The sequence below is a fragment of the Pseudomonas sp. YeP6b genome (assembly GCF_025642995.1).
Lineage (GTDB): Bacteria > Pseudomonadota > Gammaproteobacteria > Pseudomonadales > Pseudomonadaceae > Aquipseudomonas.
On the sequence record NZ_CP080090.1, the window covers coordinates 2,429,415 to 2,445,632 of the forward strand.

Sequence of the window (16,218 nt, forward strand, 5' to 3'; positions counted from 1 at the left end):
GAGGCGATAAAAATAGTCTGCAAGGGGAATGGCAATCTATGAAATATCCTTTACGTGCGTGGGTGTTCTGGCCAACGTTTCTGATTCTGCTGGCGGCGGTGATCGCCAGCTATATTGACCTGAATGCATTCCTTGCGGTCAGCAAACAGCTCAACAGTGTGATCCTCAAGAACTTCTCGTGGCTGTTCAGTGCCGGCGCGTTTGCCATGGTGGTGTTGACCGCTGTCGTCTATCTCTCGCCCCTGGGCACGGTGCGCATTGGTGGTAAAGACGCCCAGCCGTTGCTGAGCAAATGGCGTTGGTTCATGGTCGCGCTGTGCACCACGCTGGCGGTGGGTGTGTTGTTCTGGACCACCGCCGAGCCGCTCTATCACCTGTACGGGCCGCCCAGCAGCCTGCCGATCGAAGCGGGCAGCGGCGCCGCAAAAAGCTTCGCCATGTCGACGATGTTCCTGCATTGGACCCTCACGCCCTATGCCATTTACCTGGTGCCTTCGCTGGTGTTTGCGCTGGTGTTCTATAACCGTCGCAGTCATTTCTCCATCGGCGCCATGCTTGAGCCGCTGCTGGGTGAAGCACGGGTCAGGCGCTACGCAGGGCTGATCGACACCCTGGCGATGTTCGCCCTGGTGGCCGGCATGGCCTCGTCCCTGGGCACGGGCGCGCTGACCTTGTCGGGCGGCCTGAGCCAATATATCGGCGGTGAAACCACGCCTTTGCGCCTGGCGATCATCATCGCGATCATTGTGCTCACCTTTGTCGCCTCGGCGGCCAGCGGCTTACAGCGTGGCATCGTGAGGCTGTCGTCGTTGAACACCTGGATCATGCTGGCCCTGGGGCTGTTCGTGCTGCTGTGCGGGCCGACCCTGTACATGTTCAGCCTGGGTGTGGAATCACTGGGCGTTTACCTCGACACCTTTTTCAGCCGCAGCCTGTTCACCGGCACCGCCAGTGGCGACACCTGGCCGCAGAGCTGGACGGTGTTCTACTGGTCGGTGTGGTTTGCCTGGGCACCGGTGAGTGCGATGTTCCTTGGCAAGATCGGCCGTGGCTACACCGTGCGTGAGTTCATCCATATCAACATGCTGTACCCGGCATTGTTCACTGCGGTTTGGATTTGCATCTTCTCCGGCACCAGCCTGTACTTCGACGCCGTGGGCGAGGGCAGCCTCAACCGGGTGCTGAACGAGCAGGGCGTGGAGCACGTGCTGTACCAGATGTTCCAGCAATTGCCGGCCAGCGGCGTGATGATCGCGTTCCTGCTGTTTGTGGCGTTCATCACATTTGTGACGGCAGCGGACTCCAGCACCGATGTGATCGCTAACCTGTGCAGCAAAGGTGTGACCGCCGACTCTGACCTGGACGGCAACCCAATGTTGAAGATTGTGTGGGGCGTGATCATTGGCACGGTGTCGTGGGTGATGGTCGCCTTTGTCGGCATCGACGGGGTAAAAATGCTCTCCAACCTCGGTGGCTTACCCGGAATGATCCTGGTGCTGCTGGCCAGTACCTCGCTGATCTTCTGGCTGAAGGACCCGGCGCTGCTCGATGTGAAAAGCCTGCAGCCGGCCGCCGAGCCCGGCTCACTTGGTGCGAGCCCCGTTGCGGAATTTGCCCGCTAAAGCATGAATCCTGTGTGTCTCCCTGCGCGCTCCCTGCCGAGCGCAGGGGAGCCGTTTGTTCGCAATAAATGTGTTGGAGTTACCGATGAAAATCGTTACCGAATTTGCCTACAAGGTCCGTGAAATCGAGCATTGCCTGATCCCCCTGAAGGACGGCACCCAACTGGCCGCGCGCATCTGGCTGCCCGATATCGCCGGTGGGCAGACCTTCCCGGCAATCCTGGAATACCTGCCGTACCGCAAGCGCGACGGCACTGCGGTGCGCGATGCGCTGACCCATCCGTGGATGGCGGGCCAGGGCTATGTCTGTGTGCGCGTGGACATGCGTGGCAATGGCGAATCCCAGGGGCTGATGGCCGACGAATACCTGCTGCAGGAACAGGACGACGCCCTCGAAGTCATCGACTGGCTGTGCCAGCAACCTTGGTGCGACGGCAACGTCGGCATGATGGGCATCTCGTGGGGCGGCTTTAACGGCCTGCAAGTGGCGGCACGCCAGCCCGAGGCACTGAAGGCGATCATCACGCTGTGCTCCACCGATGACCGGTTTGCCGACGACATCCACTACAAAGGCGGCAACCTGCTGATGGAGAACTTCGGCTGGGCCGCGACCATGCTCAACTTCAGCGCTGCGGTGCCCGACCCGGTGCTGGTCGGCGACGCCTGGAAAACCCTCTGGCAGCAACGCCTGGAGGCCATGCCGCTGCTCGCCGAAACCTGGCTGCATCACCAGACCCGCGATGACTACTGGCGCCACGGTTCGGTGTGCGAGGACTACTCGAAGATCAAGGCGGCGGTCTACGCCGTGGGCGGCTGGGGCGATGCCTACCGCAACACGGTGTCGCGCATGATGGAGCACTTGCCGGGGCCGAAGAAAGCCATGATCGGCCCGTGGATTCACAAGTATCCGCATTTCGCCGTGCCCAATCCGGCCATCGGCTTCCTGCAAGAAGCAAAAAGATGGTGGGATCACTGGCTGAAGGGCATCGAAAATGGGGTGATGGATGACGCTGCCTGCACTTTTTACCTACAGGACATTCTGTCGCCGAAGGGCAGTTATGCTGAGCGGCCGGGCATCTGGGTGCAGACGTCCGGGTGGCCGGACCCGCAGGTGCAGTGGACCGATTTCAGCCTCGATGAGCGCGGCCTCAACCCCGGCAACCAGGCGCTGGTCGCTGCGCGCAGCATTTGTTCGCCGCTGACCACCGGCCTGCATCAGGGCGAATACTGCGCCATCTGGTTTGGCCCCGACGGGCCGACGGACCAGCGCCGCGATGATGCCCACTCGCTGTGCTTCGACTCCCCGCCGCTGACCGAAACCCTGGCGCTGTTGGGGGATGCGCGCCTCACGCTGCGCCTGGCCAGTGACACCGCCTGTGGGCAATTGGTGGCGCGTCTGAATGCGGTGGCGCCGGATGGGCAAGTCACGCAGATCAGTTACGGCGTGCTGAATCTCAATCTTCGCGAAGACTTTTCCCGCGTCACGCCGGTTGTGCCAGGCGAACCGATGGACGTGCACCTGAACCTGGACCATATCGGCATGCGCCTGCCCGCCGGTTATCGTTTGCGCTTGGCCCTGAGTACCGCCAGTTTCCCGTTGCTGTGGCCGAGCCGCGAGCTGACCACCCTGACCCTGCTGCCGAGCCTGCAACGCCTGCAACTGCCGATCTTTACCGGCGATGCAGTGGCATGCCCGTTCGATGCGCCGCAAGCGGCAACCCCGGCTGCGCTGGAAGTCCTGCGCGCCGCCGCGCCGAAACGCACCTTGATCGAAGACGTGGGCAGTGGCGAAGTCTGTGTGAAGATCGAGGACGACCTCGGCGCGGTGCGCTTTACCGATCATGGCTTATCTGTAGATCAGCGCTGCACCGAGCAATACCGCACGTTGCCTTGGGACCCGCTGTCGACCCGTGCCGATATCCACTGGCATTACCGTGTCAGCCGCGATGCCTGGGCCGTGGAGGTGGAAAGCAGCCTGAGCGTGCACGCCGACGCCGAGTGGTTCTACGTGGAAGCGGAACAGACGGCCTGGGAAAATGGCCAGCTGGAACATCGTCGGCAATGGAGCAAGCGCGTGGCCAGGGTCGCGCTGTGAGTAAGCAACTGGCAGGATGCTTGCCAACGTGATCTCCACGGGCCTGGGTAAACCTGGGCCCGTTTCTGCTATTGGGGCTATTCATGTCGCGCCGAAACGTCGATCTTCCGCCGCTCAACTGCTTGCAGACCTTCGAAGCGGCTGCCCGCCATTTGAGTTTTACCCAGGCGGCCCATGAACTGAACTTGACCCAAAGCGCAGTCAGCCGACAGGTCAAGCGCCTGGAAGAAGACCTGGCCCGCCCGCTGTTTTACCGGCTGGCACTGGGGCTGAGCCTGACGCCAGCGGGGCTGCGCTACTTTCGCACCGTGCAGCGCCTGTTGCGCGAACTCGACCGTGAGTCCGCCGAGTTGCGCCGTCGCGGTGCCGACCGCCAGTTGACCCTGGCCAGTACGCCCACCATCAGTACCATCTGGCTTGCTGGCCTGCTGCCGCAATTTCAGCGCGAGCACCCAGATCTGGATATCCGCATTCTGTGCAGCGAAAGCCCCAGCCATTTGGATGTGAATGAATATGACCTGGGCTTGTTCTATCACCTCGATGAGCTGCCGGCGCCCCTCGGCCTGGAGTTATCGCCGGTATTCGACAGCGAGCAGGTGATTACCGTGTGCAGCCCTGGCTATATCGAGCGTCACGGGCCGATTCACGACCTGCAACACTTGCTTCACGCCCACACCTTGCTGATCGTTGAGGACCATCACAACGACTGGCTGACCTGGACCGACTGGTTTGCCGATGTCGGTGCCCAGTACCACACCCCGCGCCATGCGCTGCGCACCAACAGCTATCAACTGTTGATGCAGTCGGCGGTCATGGGGCACGGCGTCGCCCTGGGCTGGAAGAGCCTGCTGGCGGGTGAACTGGCCGCCGGGCGCCTGCAAATGGCCCTGCCGCACACCCTGCACAGCCGTGGCCGCCTGCACTTGATGCAACCTCATCACCGTAACCCGCCGTCGGCGGCGCGCAGTTTTCGCCAATGGTTGCTGGCTCACACCAGCCGCTTGAATGCCTCCCCTTAACCACCGACTGTTCTCATGAGCCTGACATTCCTGACCTTTCCTGCGCTGTACAGCGCCACCATCTTGATGCTCACCGGCAACGGGCTGTTTTTCAGTTTTATCGGCCTGCGCCTGAGCAGCCAGGGCATCAACGAGGTGTGGATCGGCGCGCTGACGGCGGCGTATTACGCCGGCATGGTCTGCGGCGCCAACTTCGGCCACCGCATGATTGCCGGCGTCGGGCATGTGCGCTCGTATGTGGCGTGTGCCGGGGCCGCCACCATCATCGTGTTGCTGCATGTGCTGTTCGAGCAGTTGGAGTTCTGGCTGGTGCTGCGGTTTGTGATGGGCCTGGTGATGATGAACCAATACATGGTCATCGAAAGCTGGCTGAACGAGCAGGCGGAAAACAACCAGCGCGGTGCGGTATTTGCCGGCTACATGGTGGCGGTGTCTTTGGGCCTGATGCTGGGGCAGGGCGTGTTGATCTGGCGGCCCGAGCTGGACTTTAAACCCCTGGTGATCGTCGCGATCTGCTTTGCCGCCTGCCTGTTGCCGGTGACCATGACCCGGCGCCTGCACCCGGCCAAGCTGGTGGCAGCGCCGCTGGAAGTGGGGTTTTTCTGGCAACGGGTGCCCCAGGCGCTGACCACGGTATTTGTGACGGGCCTTATGATCGGCGCGTTTTATGCGCTGGCCCCGGTATTCGCCACGCGCAACGGCCTGAGCACCGCCCAGGCGAGTACCTTTGTCGCGGTGTCGATCTTTGCCGGGCTGTGTGGCCAGTGGCCGATAGGCTGGCTGTCGGACCGCATCGATCGCTCGCGGCTGATTCGCGCCTGCGCATTGGCCTTGGGCCTGGTGGTGATTCCGCTGTGGGGGCTGGTGCAACTGCCGTATACCTTGTTGCTGGTGTTCGGCTTTCTCAGCGGTTTGCTGCTGTTCACCCTTTACCCGCTGGCGGTGGCGCTGGCCAATGACAACGTCGAACAGCCCCGGCGTGTGCCCTTGAGTGCCATGATGCTCGCCACCCACGGCATCGGTGCCAGCCTGGGCCCGATGCTCAGCGGCGCGCTGATGAACAGCTACGGGCATGGCGCGTTTTACATGCTGTTTTCGGCCTGTGCGCTGTTGCTGATCTGGCGTGTGCAACCCAAGAAGGTCACGGGTGAATACCTTGTCGAAGGGGCGCCGCTGCACCACGTGGCCATGCCCGAACATCCGATGGGGGGCATGGCGGTGGTACTCGACCCTCGGGTGGACGAAATTCCCGAGGAACTGGTGATCAACGACCCCGCGCCCGAGAGCAAGCCGTGAAGGCTGCTTGGCTTGATAGCTATTTGGCTTTTTTCTTGCGCGGCTGGCGCGTAGCCAAGTGCTCGAAGCAAAACGCGGCGGTGCCGAATACGGCGATAACGGTCAGTACGAGCATGCCGAGGGTTGAGCTTTCCACGGTGATTTCCTACGTGATGGGGTAGGCAATTACGGTAGAGGTACGGCGAAAGCTGCTCAATAGACCCGACGCAAACCTTACGGCGCCGGGCCCATTGTTACGCACTATTTACGGGGTGTTGCGGCTGTGGCGGTAATCGCTGACCGCTTCGTATACCGCCTTGCGCAAGCGGTTTATACCGCCGATGGGGCGATGCTCGGCGACGCCGAACCAAGGGTTGAAAGACTGGTTGTCGCACGCCAGGTTCTGTTCGGGCGTATCAAAATCCTGCGCGGGTATCCGCACCTTGGCCACGGTCTCATACGGCGCATCGCTCTCCTTCCATTCAATGCTGGTGTCTTCGATCGGCATAAATTTCTGTGGATTCTGCCGCTGAATCTGCAGCACAAAACAAGCCGGTGCACGATCAATCGACAGTTGCTGATTCAAGGCGCTGCGCAGGAAGTTCGGCAGGTCCTGGTTCTGCTCGGGCAATGCGTATTCCGGGCAGCTTTGTGGGTCGGGCGCAACCCGGAACTTGGCGTTAGCCGTGCCGAATTTATAGGGCGATACCGAAAAGTAGGTGGTTTGCGTCGGGCTGGTGGGTGCGGGGGCTAACGTTGCCAGGGCGATAAACAAGTGACGCACCTGCCAGCTACGTGGGTCAGCCTTGGGGAAGAATGCCTGGACCTTCTTGCCGTCCGCCTGAGCGCCGATGTTCTGCGCGTACTCCGCCACGTCACTGACGAAAAAGTTCGGGTGACTGAACATCACGAAGTCCTGTTCCGTGCGCGTTTGTTGGTCGTCCAGCAGCTGTTTGCCCGGTACGCTCAGCAGTTTGAGCGCCATGCCGCGTGCATCGCGGATGCTGTCGAACTGCGGGTAGGCGTTGCCGTTGGACAGGCGCATCAGCGCTTGCCAGGTCTTGCCCGGCTCGGCGAACACGCCCTGACGCAATGCCGGGTCGAGATCCGCCACTACGCTGACTTCAGCCTTCACGCAGCCATGGGCCTTGGCATGGGCATCGCGCAGGTAGCGCGTGCCTTCGCGGTGCTGATCGACGATGCGCACCGCCGTTTGGATGATGCCCTGGGTCATGGCCGCTTCACCGGGTGGGATCTGTTCATCCGGCGACACCGGGCCGCTGTGTTGCCAGGCAAACCAGGTAGTGGCGATCAGCCAGCCCAGCAGGCCCAAGCCCACCAGCCACAGCAGGGCTTTACCCAGAAATGCGCCGAGGCGCAGCCACAGACGTGCGAGCATCGAAGGTTCCTTGTGAGATCGGATAATCATGGCAACTGTTGCTCCAGCGGGCCGCCCAGCACTTTGAGGTATTCCAACAACGCCCAGCGCTCCTGTGGCAGCAGGCCGCGGCCGATCACGCCATTACCGCGCTGGCCGGCACGGAATTCATGGCCGCTGTTGTGGTTACCGGTGATGTGGGTATCGAACAGGAAGGCATTCTTGAACGCGCCGGTCTCAAACCCCAGGTGGCGCGGGTCATAGTTGAACGTGCCTTTATAGAAGGTGGTGCTGCGCTCGTCCTGGGGCGAGAGCAATTGGTAGATCGTCGGCACCGAGCCGTTGTGCAGGAACGGCGGTGTGGCCCACACGCCGGCCAATGGCCGCGCTTTGTAGGCGCGCAACTCGCGTACGCCGATGGGCAGGCCGAAACCGTTCAGGCGCTGGCGCTCGGCCGGGGTTACACCTGCGGCGCGGTAGGCGTGGTCTTCGACGAAGGCGGTGATGTAGGCCAGGCCTTGGGCCACGGACATTTTGTGCAGGTCCAGCGGTGCGGTCGGTGTGGGGTGCAGCTCGACGTTGAGCTTGGCCAGTTCCGCCGGGTCCCATTGCAGGGCGCTGAGGTCATAGCGCAGGTCGGCGATGTTGCTGGCGGCGCCGGGGTCGGTGCCGATGTACTCCACGGGGAGCATTTTCAGTTGTTGCACCGGGCGGCCATTGGCCTGGCTGACGGCGGGGACATGGCAGCCGGCGCAGTTCTCGGAGAACAGCGCGCGGCCTTGGGCGGCGAGGGGCTTGTCGACAGCGCCGAACAGGTCTTCCGGCCAGGTGGGCGGTTTGAGGCGTTGCAAGGTTTCTTCGAGCAGGTTGAGGTCACGCACGCGCACGCTGGAGGGGTAGCGTGCATCGCCCTGAAGCGGTTGGCCGGCGCTGTCGAAGAAATCCAACGTCGCGCCGACACCGAGGGACTCACCGATATTGCGCGCCATGGGCTGCTGGGCCGAGCCGTTCCATTGCACCCAGTTGAAGGTCCAGATATCCCACAGGTAGGGGTAGTCCACCGGCGCGTTGGCGACTCGGTAGTTGTCCGAGGAGAGGGCGTCGCCGAAGCTGGCGTTGGCGATACGGCCAAACGCGTCGGTGCGGCCCGGGCCTTCTTCGGTGGGGTAGAGGCCACGATGGGTGTCGTTCCAGGCGACGGTGAAAAACCTATCCAGCGACTGCTTGAAGTCCTGGCGCAGTTGGTTGTGCTCGGCGTCGTAGCGATCGCCCAGCACGTGGCGGGCAAAGCGTTCGAATTTCCACGGGTTGTAATAAGTGGCGGCCAGGCTGGCCACCAGCGCCTGGCCGAAACTGCCGCCGCGCAACGTGGGCACGCTTGAGGGCAGCACGTGCTGGGCCGAACCGCCATCGATGCGCAGGGCTTGGCCCTTAACGTGCAGCTCGCCGGTGTGGCAGGCGGCGCAGGTGATGTCCAGGTATTCAACCGGGCTGCCGGCGTTCTGGTGCCGGGTGAAACCCACTGGCAGGTTGCCGGGGTTTTGTGCGGTGGGGACTTGCTTGGGGTCCACCAAGAAACCGAAGCGCGCGAGGTACTCGGGCGTGGCAAAACGCTGGTCGGAGAACGGCAGTTCCAGGGCGGTGAACCAGGCGTAATGCAGGCCTTTTACCTGGGTGCCCTGGGGCGTGAAGTAGTAGGTCTGGCGGTCGGCGGCACTCCATTGGTCCTGGTAGTGCACTTGCTCCACGGGCACATAGTCCGGCAGCTTGGGGTTGACGGTGTAATAGAGCACCACGGCCAGGAGCAGGCCGAGCGCTATCAATATCAGGAGTAAAACACGGGAAAAAATGCGCAAGATAACTATCCTTGTCGAGTTGTAGCGTTCTTATGCCACTGCGTCACAGGTGCGGCAAGTGGCCAGCAGTCTGGTTGCAGCGGGTCCCGCGATCCTTCGCGGGCCTTCATAATGAATGAAAATGCTTTTAAACACGTGAACTTATCAGAAGTTTCCTGCTCACATGCCGGTAGCCATTGGTCGTGGCCGCCTGATAAGCTCGCGACTTTATTCGATTGCCCTTTTGGCGCATGAACAAGGAAATAGCATGAAACAGCATCGGTTGGCGGCGGCGGTGGCCCTGGTTAGCCTGGTACTTGCGGGTTGTGATTCGCAGACCAGCGTAGAGCTGAAAACCCCGGCGCAGAAAGCTTCCTACGGTATCGGCCTGAACATGGGCAAAAGCCTTGCTCAAGAAGGTATGGATGACCTGGACTCCAAAGCGGTAGCCCAGGGCATCGAAGATGCCGTCGGTAAGAAAGAACAGAAGCTGAAAGACGACGAACTGGTTGAAGCGTTTGCCGCACTGCAGAAGCGTGCAGAAGAACGTATGACCAAAATGAGTGAAGAGTCGGCATCCGCCGGCAAGAAATTCCTCGAAGAAAACGCCAAGAAAGACGGTGTAGTCACCACAGCTTCGGGTCTGCAGTACAAGATCGTGAAGAAGGCCGATGGCGCACAGCCTAAGCCGACCGACGTGGTGACCGTTCACTACACCGGCAAGCTCACCAACGGTACTACCTTTGACAGCTCCGTGGATCGCGGTAGCCCGATTGACCTGCCGGTCAGCGGCGTGATCCCAGGTTGGGTCGAAGGCCTGCAACTGATGCACGTTGGCGAGAAGGTCGAGTTGTACATCCCGTCCGACCTGGCGTACGGCGCACAGAGCCCGAGCCCAGCGATTCCAGCCAACTCCGTGCTGGTATTCGACCTGGAACTGCTGGCCATCAAGGACCCAGCCAAGGCTGAAGCCCCTGACGCACCTGCGGCTCCAGCTGCCAAGAAGTAATCGGCGCCTGAACAGACAACGCCCCGTTTCGACGGGGCGTTGTCGTATCTGGTGTCGGCATAAATGAGTGTTCATGTGGGAGCTGGCTTGCCTGCGATGCAGGCAACTCGGTGTGTCGCTCACACTGCGGTGATGCTATCGCAGGCAAGCCAGCTGCCACAGAGGAGTATTCAGCTCACTTCACGTTGAACCCGCAGCAAATCCAAACGAACCCCTGCAACCTGAAACAGTCTGATATAAGACTCGAGCACGGGTAGCGGCACATCAACGCCAAGTCAATGAAATCTTGGGTTTTTTTAATGTGCGCAAAAAACGCCCGATCTGACTGAAAGCCTTGTATTCCGTGGCTTTCAGCCGATAAAACAGGCTCTGTTCACAAGGTTATCCACAATTTGTGTGGATAACCTTTTATGTCATCTGGAACTGGAGTGACGAATGAAACCACCCTTCAATTTCACCCGTTTCCTGCCCATGGCCGCCCGCTTGCTCGGCCGTGGGCGGTTGCCGACCCTGCTGTTTGCCGTCGCCGCCAAAGGCTCAAACCAAGGTAACCGGCTGGGTAAGCTCAAGGATGATCTCAAATTGCTTCAGGCTCTGTGTCTGGCCTACTGGCGCGGTGAGTACCGGGCGATCAGCCCCAAGGCGCTGATCTCGGTGGTGGCGGGGCTGATGTACTTTTTGAGCCCGATTGACGCGATCCCGGACTTTATTCCTGTGTTCGGTATGCTCGACGACATTGCCGTGCTGGCATGGGTCATGAAGACCCTGGACGGCGAAATGAGCGCCTTCCGCGCCTGGCGCGACGCCCAGCGTCCGGAAAAGCTCGCCGTGGTTGAGCGCCTGCCAGCGACGCCTGCGCTGTTGGCCGAGGAAAACCCGCAAAAAAACTGACGACGCTTATATCCCTCTGCGACCTTTGTGGCTGTTAGGATTACACTCCTAAGGAAAGTGCTTACTTAGTGAGTGTTGTTATCCTACGGGGCGGTCATGGATATTCAGATAATTTCACGCGATGGCGAACCCGAATACGCGGTGTTGCTATGGGACCAGTACCAGGCGCTACTAAAAGCCGCCGGTCAGCAACAACCAGTGCCAACGCCTACTTCTACCGCCCAGGTCGCTCCCGATCAGGCCTTGCGCCCGCTCGCGGACCTGCGCGGCCTGCGTGAAGCCAAGGGCCTGGCCATCGAAACGCTGGCCCGCACCGTGGGTATCAGCCCCTCGTACCTGGGATTGATTGAAAGTGGTGAACGCCAGCCGGATGCCGCCATACGCCGCAGCCTGGCCTGGGAGTTGGGCGTTGCAGGATGGAGGGATGAATCTTGAGCCTACGTATCAGCCGTCAACACTGGGACGGGTTACTCAACGAACTGGACCAGGCGCGCCGACAGCGCCACCTGCTGACTTACCGCGCGCTGTTGGAGCGCCTGCAATTCCCCACGCCGGCGATGCAGACCCTGGCCGCCGCCCTGGAGCACCTGGCCGCGCTGGACGCCAAGGCCGAGCAGCCATTGCGTAGCTCGCTGGTGATCAGCCAGGGCGCCAGCCGCCTGCCGCGCACCGGGTTTTTTGAATGTGTGGAGCGCTTGGGGCGTTTCAGCGGGCCATCCGATGGCGTGGCCGCCGCATCCTGGCACGCTTCGGAAGTGGTGCGGGTGTTCGAGTACGAGTACCCGGAATCCGCCGAGGCCTAAGCCTGGCCCAGCATGTCCAGGCTGTCGATCACATGAATGCTGTAGCCAGCCACATCCTTGGCATGGTGCTTGGCCTGCGAGGCCAGCTCCGCCAACTGGCTGGCATCCAGTTGTGCACAGGCCTGCGGATATAAATGCACCACGCCGATCGACAGTGACAGCAAGGCATACTCCTGGCGCACACCCTGGCGACTCAACGCCACAAAGCAGCCGGCATCGAGGTGTTCGGCGCGATAGAAACGTCGGCACTGGGTGTGGAAATCATCCAGCAGTTGGTTGAGCCGCTTGCGCCAATCCTGTGGGCCCAGCACCAGCAAAAAGTCATCGCCGCCGATATGCCCGACAAAGTCGCGGCTGGGGTCGACCCGGTCGTTGAGGCACTGCGCCAGGCACAGCAACACCTCATCCCCGCGTCCATAGCCGTAGATGTCGTTGAATGGGGCCGTTTTGTGAAAGAAAAATCGATCTGTTTGACCCCTTACTAATTTTTAATAAGCAGTCGATGCTGTTTGTCCGGTAGGTATATTTTTCTGTACTTTATGAAGTCGTCAGGATACTTTTTTAGACCTGTAGTAAGTATGACTTGGTAAGGCTTTCCATAGTGATTAAGCTCTCCAATTTTTGCCAAGCAACGTTTAAGGTTGTCTAGCTCAATCCCTGATGTTTCTGGTGTGTCAATTATTAAGAATCTTGGGAAAGGAACGTTTTCTTCTGAAAGAGATAGATTCATAAGTGCAAGGTAATACATCAATCTTTTTGATACTGCTGAGCTAGCCTCTCTATATTCACCGGTGCCAACTATTGGCAAGTAATCTTCTATGCTGATACGTGCGGTGTTACAGTCGGGAAGAGAGTCAGTCATGAGTTTATTGTATATTGCACTTAGTTTGCCTACTTTTTCTTGTATGTCTATTTTAGCATTGGCCTCTAGTTGGTCTGTCAATAACTTAGACTTCTCATGGTCGCTTCTTTTCTTCTCGTAATCATTTGTCAGGCGAACGTTTTTACTTTCCGCCTCCATTTGTTGACGTATGGTTTCTATGTCTTGACGGGTATTTAATATCTCGTCATCAATGTCATTTATTGTATCAAGGTCTACTGGAGTGTCGAGGTTATCAATACGCTCTTCTATTTTTCGCATTAACTCAGGGAGTTCTATCTCCAAGCTCATGATTGTTTTTTGGATAGTGCTCAGCTCTTGCTCGCAATCGGTTATTGCTATTTCGATTGTGTGAGTTGTTTTTATTTTGGACTTGTAGATATCTTTGTATTCTTTGGATGTGTAAAAGAAACGCTGATACTGTTCTTCTTTAATTTCCGAGCCGCATACACAGTGGCCTGCTACTCGCTCAACTTTTCCTAAGCAGTATGGACAAGTGTCTGCTGAAAATAAATTAAGCTGGTCGTGAGAATGAATTATTTTAGATATTTGAGATATTTCTCTAAGAGTGCTCTCTTTTATAGCGTTTAATTTCTGTCTTTCTCCGATTGTTGAAATTAATGCTTGGTTTAGCTCGCTTAGTGCGAGTTGCTTTTCGGTTGTCTTATTTTTTAAGTCTACAAGTGCATAATCAACTGTTGTTTTTTTTGTGTCTCTACTGCTTTTGAATTTATTTCTGGAGTCATGTAGTCTTTCTAATTGATTTTCTTTATCCTGTAGGGCCTTTTGTAGGAATGTTATGTTTAGCGGCTCTGAACTTCCTGATAGTTCTTCTATGATTCGCGAGTATTCTTTTAGAAGTCCTGCTGCTATGTTTTTTTCTTTTTCTAGTGATTTTGATTTGGAGAGAGAGTCATAGTATTCTGAGTATGTCTTGCCGACCAAAAGCTCAAAGATAGCTTTCCTCAAAAGCTCGGAATCGTTCATAAAATTGTTTTGAGTATCCAGCTTTTTGTAAACCCCTCTCGGGTCTGGCTGCTGGTCATGATAAATAAGACGCATAAGGTCATTAAAGTTTATTTTAAAGTTTCGATGGCCTTGATATAGCTCTACGACAGATATATTTAGTTTTGATAATATCCAATCCGAAAATATATATTCAGATTCTTGTGTTCGGAATACTTGTAGTATTATTGGTGCAATGTCGCTGTTGTGTATGAGTGCAAGAGATTTTGTCTGGATATCACTTGCTTCTAATGTAGAGGATATGGTGATGTCATTATCTTCTATGTATCGTGTGAGCTTGAAGCTTTCTTCATTTATTTTTATATAAAGCTCGACTCGATTGTCTTTATCGTTTGTTATTTCTTTATGTTGCTCTTTTTTCTCTTTTCGGCTGAATTCATTCACCCTCCCGCCGAGACCATAGTAAATCAGGTTACAGAAGGTGCTTTTCCCTGTGCCATTGTCACCTTCTATGAGAATGAGGTTTTCGTCGAATATGGGGGACTCGAAATGATAGTTCGTGCCTTGGTAAACTACCTTTTGGATTCTTAAATTTCCCATATTTTTACGCCTCTATCTCTATATATTTTGCTGAGAAATGTATCAAGAGTAAGTGCAGTGCTTCTCTGGATTATTGTTTTAAGTTTTTGACAGTTTTGGTACTCTGTGCCGAACACTTTTTTTGATAAAAAGTCTTTTGGTAATTTGTCTTTGTTTAAAGTTATATTCACTAAGGTCTCTATGCTTCCCTGCTGTAGGCTTACATAACCTTTTTTTTCAAGAGTAAACAATATTTTTAAAGTTTCACTTCTTTTTGCTAGTCCATTGGTATAGCTTTGGAATAGAAAGTCTTTGTCGTTTTTGTGCAGTTTTTCTAGAGGTGTTGCTTCGAGTGTTAGTATATTTCTTTTGTTATTTATTAGTTCGACTATAAAGGGTAGTTTTCTATAGTCCTTGAATTCCCTTCCTTTAGTGCATCCAAGGCAGTCAAGAATAATAAAAATTGAGTAAGTTATAAGGTAGAAGTCATCTGAAGAGATGAACATTAAATTCTTTTTGGCGGCCTCGTTCATTTGGACGTCTCCTCGTCGAGGCTTACAAAGCATGAGTCTATTAGGTTAAGAACTATGCTGTTGACGGTTTCTCTATTAGATACGGAGTAGGTATAGTCTTTTTTCAGTTCTTCAACTGAGCTGGCAGCTTTCTCTTGCAAAGCTTTTATTGTAGTGTCGATAGAATGTTGGTCGACACCTTTTTCTAGTTTCCGATGGTCAAAGAAATGGTCGTCGCAAGCTTCAAAAACTCTGTATTTTAACGATAGGAAGCTTTTGTTGCTTGCGTCTTCCTCTGTCTTTGAGTTACAAGCTTTTCTCGCTAGTGTTGCAATTTTGGATTTTGGATAAGTTGGGCAAACATCCAATATTTTTTCTTCAAGATTACGTTTGTCACTTATTTTTAAGGATAGCTCTTGAAGGTCTTTCCAGATGGGGTCAAGCAAGGATTCATTTATTTCAGATTCGGCCATTTTAAAGATAAGCTGAACCTCTGCAGAGTTTATGAATCTTTCTGCATAGTCTTTGAAATGCTGCTTTTCATCGATTTTATCTAGTATCTTTGCAAGGATTAATTGCTCTTTTCCGCTCATGCTGATTTGGTAATAATTGCTTTCTTTTATTAGTTTTTCTGTTATTTCTTGAAGCGTCGATTCATCTTCTTGGCCTGATAGCCAAGTTATTTTTTTTAAGAAGTTTTTAAAGTCATCTAGGGGCATCTCTTCTAGTGCTTTTAAGTGTCCGTTGCCTTCCATTTTTTCATATTGATTTATATATTCGTCAACTAATACGGCTTTGATAAGGTTCGCTGTTTCGTCGGTAATTTCCGACTTGTTTTGGAGCGTTTCAAGAATTGGTTTCTTGGGAAGTTCTATTTTGGTTCCGTCAGAAAGTTTTTCCTTTCTCTCTTTTCCAAAATTTGTTGTTGTGTAAAAATTAAACGTGAATAAAGTTGAGTAACTTTTTTGCCACTTGCCTATGTAAATATCGAAAAAACTTACAAGTGTGTTGAGGACCGCGTTTGAGAAGAGAGTAAAGTTGCTGTCGGGATTAAAGTTTTTATCTTCTTCAATTATTTGTTTAGTAGTGAAGTCCGTGGTTTTTATTATTGTTACATCTTCCTCTACTTCAATAGCAGCATAATAAAAATTCACATGTGAATTTTCGCTAGACGCTTCAAGAAGTAGCCTTGCCGCACGAAGCTTCTGTAGTCGGAAGCCTTTCGTCTTATCGGCTGCATCACGATTTATAATCTGCGTCATAGCGACGTGTAATCCATTACTGAGGTTCAAGCGGTAGGCCGAACCCTAACCGAGGCTGGTGGTGATGTCTATATGCCTGTAAGCACCATCTC

13 protein-coding genes and 1 pseudogene are annotated in these 16,218 nt (G+C 55.5%); 8 read left to right on the forward strand and 6 right to left on the reverse strand.

All coding sequences use genetic code 11. The features are described 5' to 3' along the window. Positions 1–38: 38 nt before the first annotated feature. From KZH41_RS10960 to KZH41_RS10975, 4 genes are all read left to right on the forward strand, one after another. Positions 39–1,622 (forward strand): BCCT family transporter, encoded by a 1,584-nt coding sequence (locus KZH41_RS10960; protein ID WP_263274807.1) that lies wholly within the window; start codon positions 39–41, stop codon positions 1,620–1,622. An 85-nt stretch (positions 1,623–1,707) separates the two neighbouring features. Then, positions 1,708–3,717 carry a CocE/NonD family hydrolase gene (locus KZH41_RS10965; RefSeq protein WP_263274808.1) on the forward strand — a complete coding sequence of 670 codons (2,010 nt, stop codon included), beginning with the start codon at positions 1,708–1,710 and terminating at the stop codon, positions 3,715–3,717. An 83-nt stretch (positions 3,718–3,800) separates the two neighbouring features. After that, positions 3,801–4,736: a LysR substrate-binding domain-containing protein gene (locus KZH41_RS10970; protein WP_263274809.1), complete on the forward strand. Its 936-nt coding sequence runs from the start codon at positions 3,801–3,803 to the stop codon at positions 4,734–4,736. Between the two features lie 15 nt (positions 4,737–4,751). After that, positions 4,752–6,032 carry an MFS transporter gene (locus tag KZH41_RS10975; protein ID WP_263274810.1) on the forward strand — a complete coding sequence of 427 codons (1,281 nt, stop codon included), beginning with the start codon at positions 4,752–4,754 and terminating at the stop codon, positions 6,030–6,032. Between the two features lie 244 nt (positions 6,033–6,276). Here KZH41_RS10975 and KZH41_RS10980 read toward each other — a convergent pair whose 3' ends face one another. Together KZH41_RS10980 and KZH41_RS10985 are read right to left on the reverse strand one after the other, a co-directional pair. Continuing rightward, a complete protein-coding gene (locus KZH41_RS10980; protein ID WP_263274811.1) occupies positions 6,277–7,440 on the reverse strand; it encodes a catalase family protein in 1,164 nt (387 codons plus the stop codon). After that, positions 7,437–9,245, reverse strand: a complete 1,809-nt coding sequence (locus tag KZH41_RS10985) for a di-heme-cytochrome C peroxidase (protein WP_242155251.1) — start codon at positions 9,243–9,245, stop codon at positions 7,437–7,439. Before KZH41_RS10985 ends, KZH41_RS10980 begins: the two co-directional genes overlap by 4 nt. A gap of 247 nt (positions 9,246–9,492) precedes the next feature. On the opposite strand from KZH41_RS10985, the gene KZH41_RS10990 reads away from it, so the two are divergent. The 4 genes from KZH41_RS10990 to KZH41_RS11005 all read left to right on the forward strand — a co-directional run bounded on the left by KZH41_RS10990 (position 9,493) and on the right by KZH41_RS11005 (position 11,927). Next, complete coding sequence (locus KZH41_RS10990) at positions 9,493–10,233, forward strand: FKBP-type peptidyl-prolyl cis-trans isomerase (RefSeq protein ID WP_094952114.1); 741 nt, start codon at positions 9,493–9,495, stop codon at positions 10,231–10,233. 435 nt (positions 10,234–10,668) lie between these two features. Next, positions 10,669–11,124, forward strand: a complete 456-nt coding sequence (locus KZH41_RS10995; protein ID WP_094952113.1) for a YkvA family protein — start codon at positions 10,669–10,671, stop codon at positions 11,122–11,124. A gap of 96 nt (positions 11,125–11,220) precedes the next feature. Continuing rightward, positions 11,221–11,559, forward strand: a complete 339-nt coding sequence (locus tag KZH41_RS11000; RefSeq protein WP_263274812.1) for a helix-turn-helix domain-containing protein — start codon at positions 11,221–11,223, stop codon at positions 11,557–11,559. After that, a complete protein-coding gene (locus KZH41_RS11005; RefSeq protein ID WP_005786715.1) occupies positions 11,556–11,927 on the forward strand; it encodes a hypothetical protein in 372 nt (123 codons plus the stop codon). Before KZH41_RS11000 ends, KZH41_RS11005 begins: the two co-directional genes overlap by 4 nt. Here KZH41_RS11005 and KZH41_RS11010 read toward each other — a convergent pair. The 4 genes and pseudogenes from KZH41_RS11010 to KZH41_RS11025 form a co-directional block, all read right to left on the reverse strand. Next, positions 11,924–12,367: pseudogene (locus tag KZH41_RS11010) on the reverse strand (diguanylate cyclase domain-containing protein); the annotation flags it as partial. The gene KZH41_RS11005 and the pseudogene KZH41_RS11010 overlap by 4 nt on opposite strands. Positions 12,368–12,408: 41 nt before the next feature. Next, a complete protein-coding gene (locus KZH41_RS11015; protein WP_412548779.1) occupies positions 12,409–14,217 on the reverse strand; it encodes a hypothetical protein in 1,809 nt (602 codons plus the stop codon). Positions 14,218–14,360: 143 nt separating this feature from the next. Beyond that, a complete protein-coding gene (locus KZH41_RS11020; protein WP_263274814.1) occupies positions 14,361–14,885 on the reverse strand; it encodes a hypothetical protein in 525 nt (174 codons plus the stop codon). Then, complete coding sequence (locus tag KZH41_RS11025) at positions 14,882–16,126, reverse strand: hypothetical protein (protein WP_263274815.1); 1,245 nt, start codon at positions 16,124–16,126, stop codon at positions 14,882–14,884. The genes KZH41_RS11020 and KZH41_RS11025 overlap by 4 nt, the downstream gene beginning before the upstream one ends. Between the last annotated feature and the right edge of the window lie 92 nt (positions 16,127–16,218).

Coding starts and splice junctions, on each gene's coding strand:
- KZH41_RS10960 (WP_263274807.1), top strand. CDS start 39: ATGAAATATCCTTTACGTGCGTGGGTGTTCTGGCCAACGTTTCTGATT.
- KZH41_RS10980 (WP_263274811.1), bottom strand. CDS start 7,440: ATGATTATCCGATCTCACAAGGAACCTTCGATGCTCGCACGTCTGTGG.
- KZH41_RS10970 (WP_263274809.1), top strand. CDS start 3,801: ATGTCGCGCCGAAACGTCGATCTTCCGCCGCTCAACTGCTTGCAGACC.
- KZH41_RS10975 (WP_263274810.1), top strand. CDS start 4,752: ATGAGCCTGACATTCCTGACCTTTCCTGCGCTGTACAGCGCCACCATC.
- KZH41_RS10965 (WP_263274808.1), top strand. CDS start 1,708: ATGAAAATCGTTACCGAATTTGCCTACAAGGTCCGTGAAATCGAGCAT.
- KZH41_RS11020 (WP_263274814.1), bottom strand. CDS start 14,885: ATGAACGAGGCCGCCAAAAAGAATTTAATGTTCATCTCTTCAGATGAC.
- KZH41_RS11000 (WP_263274812.1), top strand. CDS start 11,221: ATGGATATTCAGATAATTTCACGCGATGGCGAACCCGAATACGCGGTG.
- KZH41_RS10995 (WP_094952113.1), top strand. CDS start 10,669: ATGAAACCACCCTTCAATTTCACCCGTTTCCTGCCCATGGCCGCCCGC.
- KZH41_RS10990 (WP_094952114.1), top strand. CDS start 9,493: ATGAAACAGCATCGGTTGGCGGCGGCGGTGGCCCTGGTTAGCCTGGTA.
- KZH41_RS11025 (WP_263274815.1), bottom strand. CDS start 16,126: ATGACGCAGATTATAAATCGTGATGCAGCCGATAAGACGAAAGGCTTC.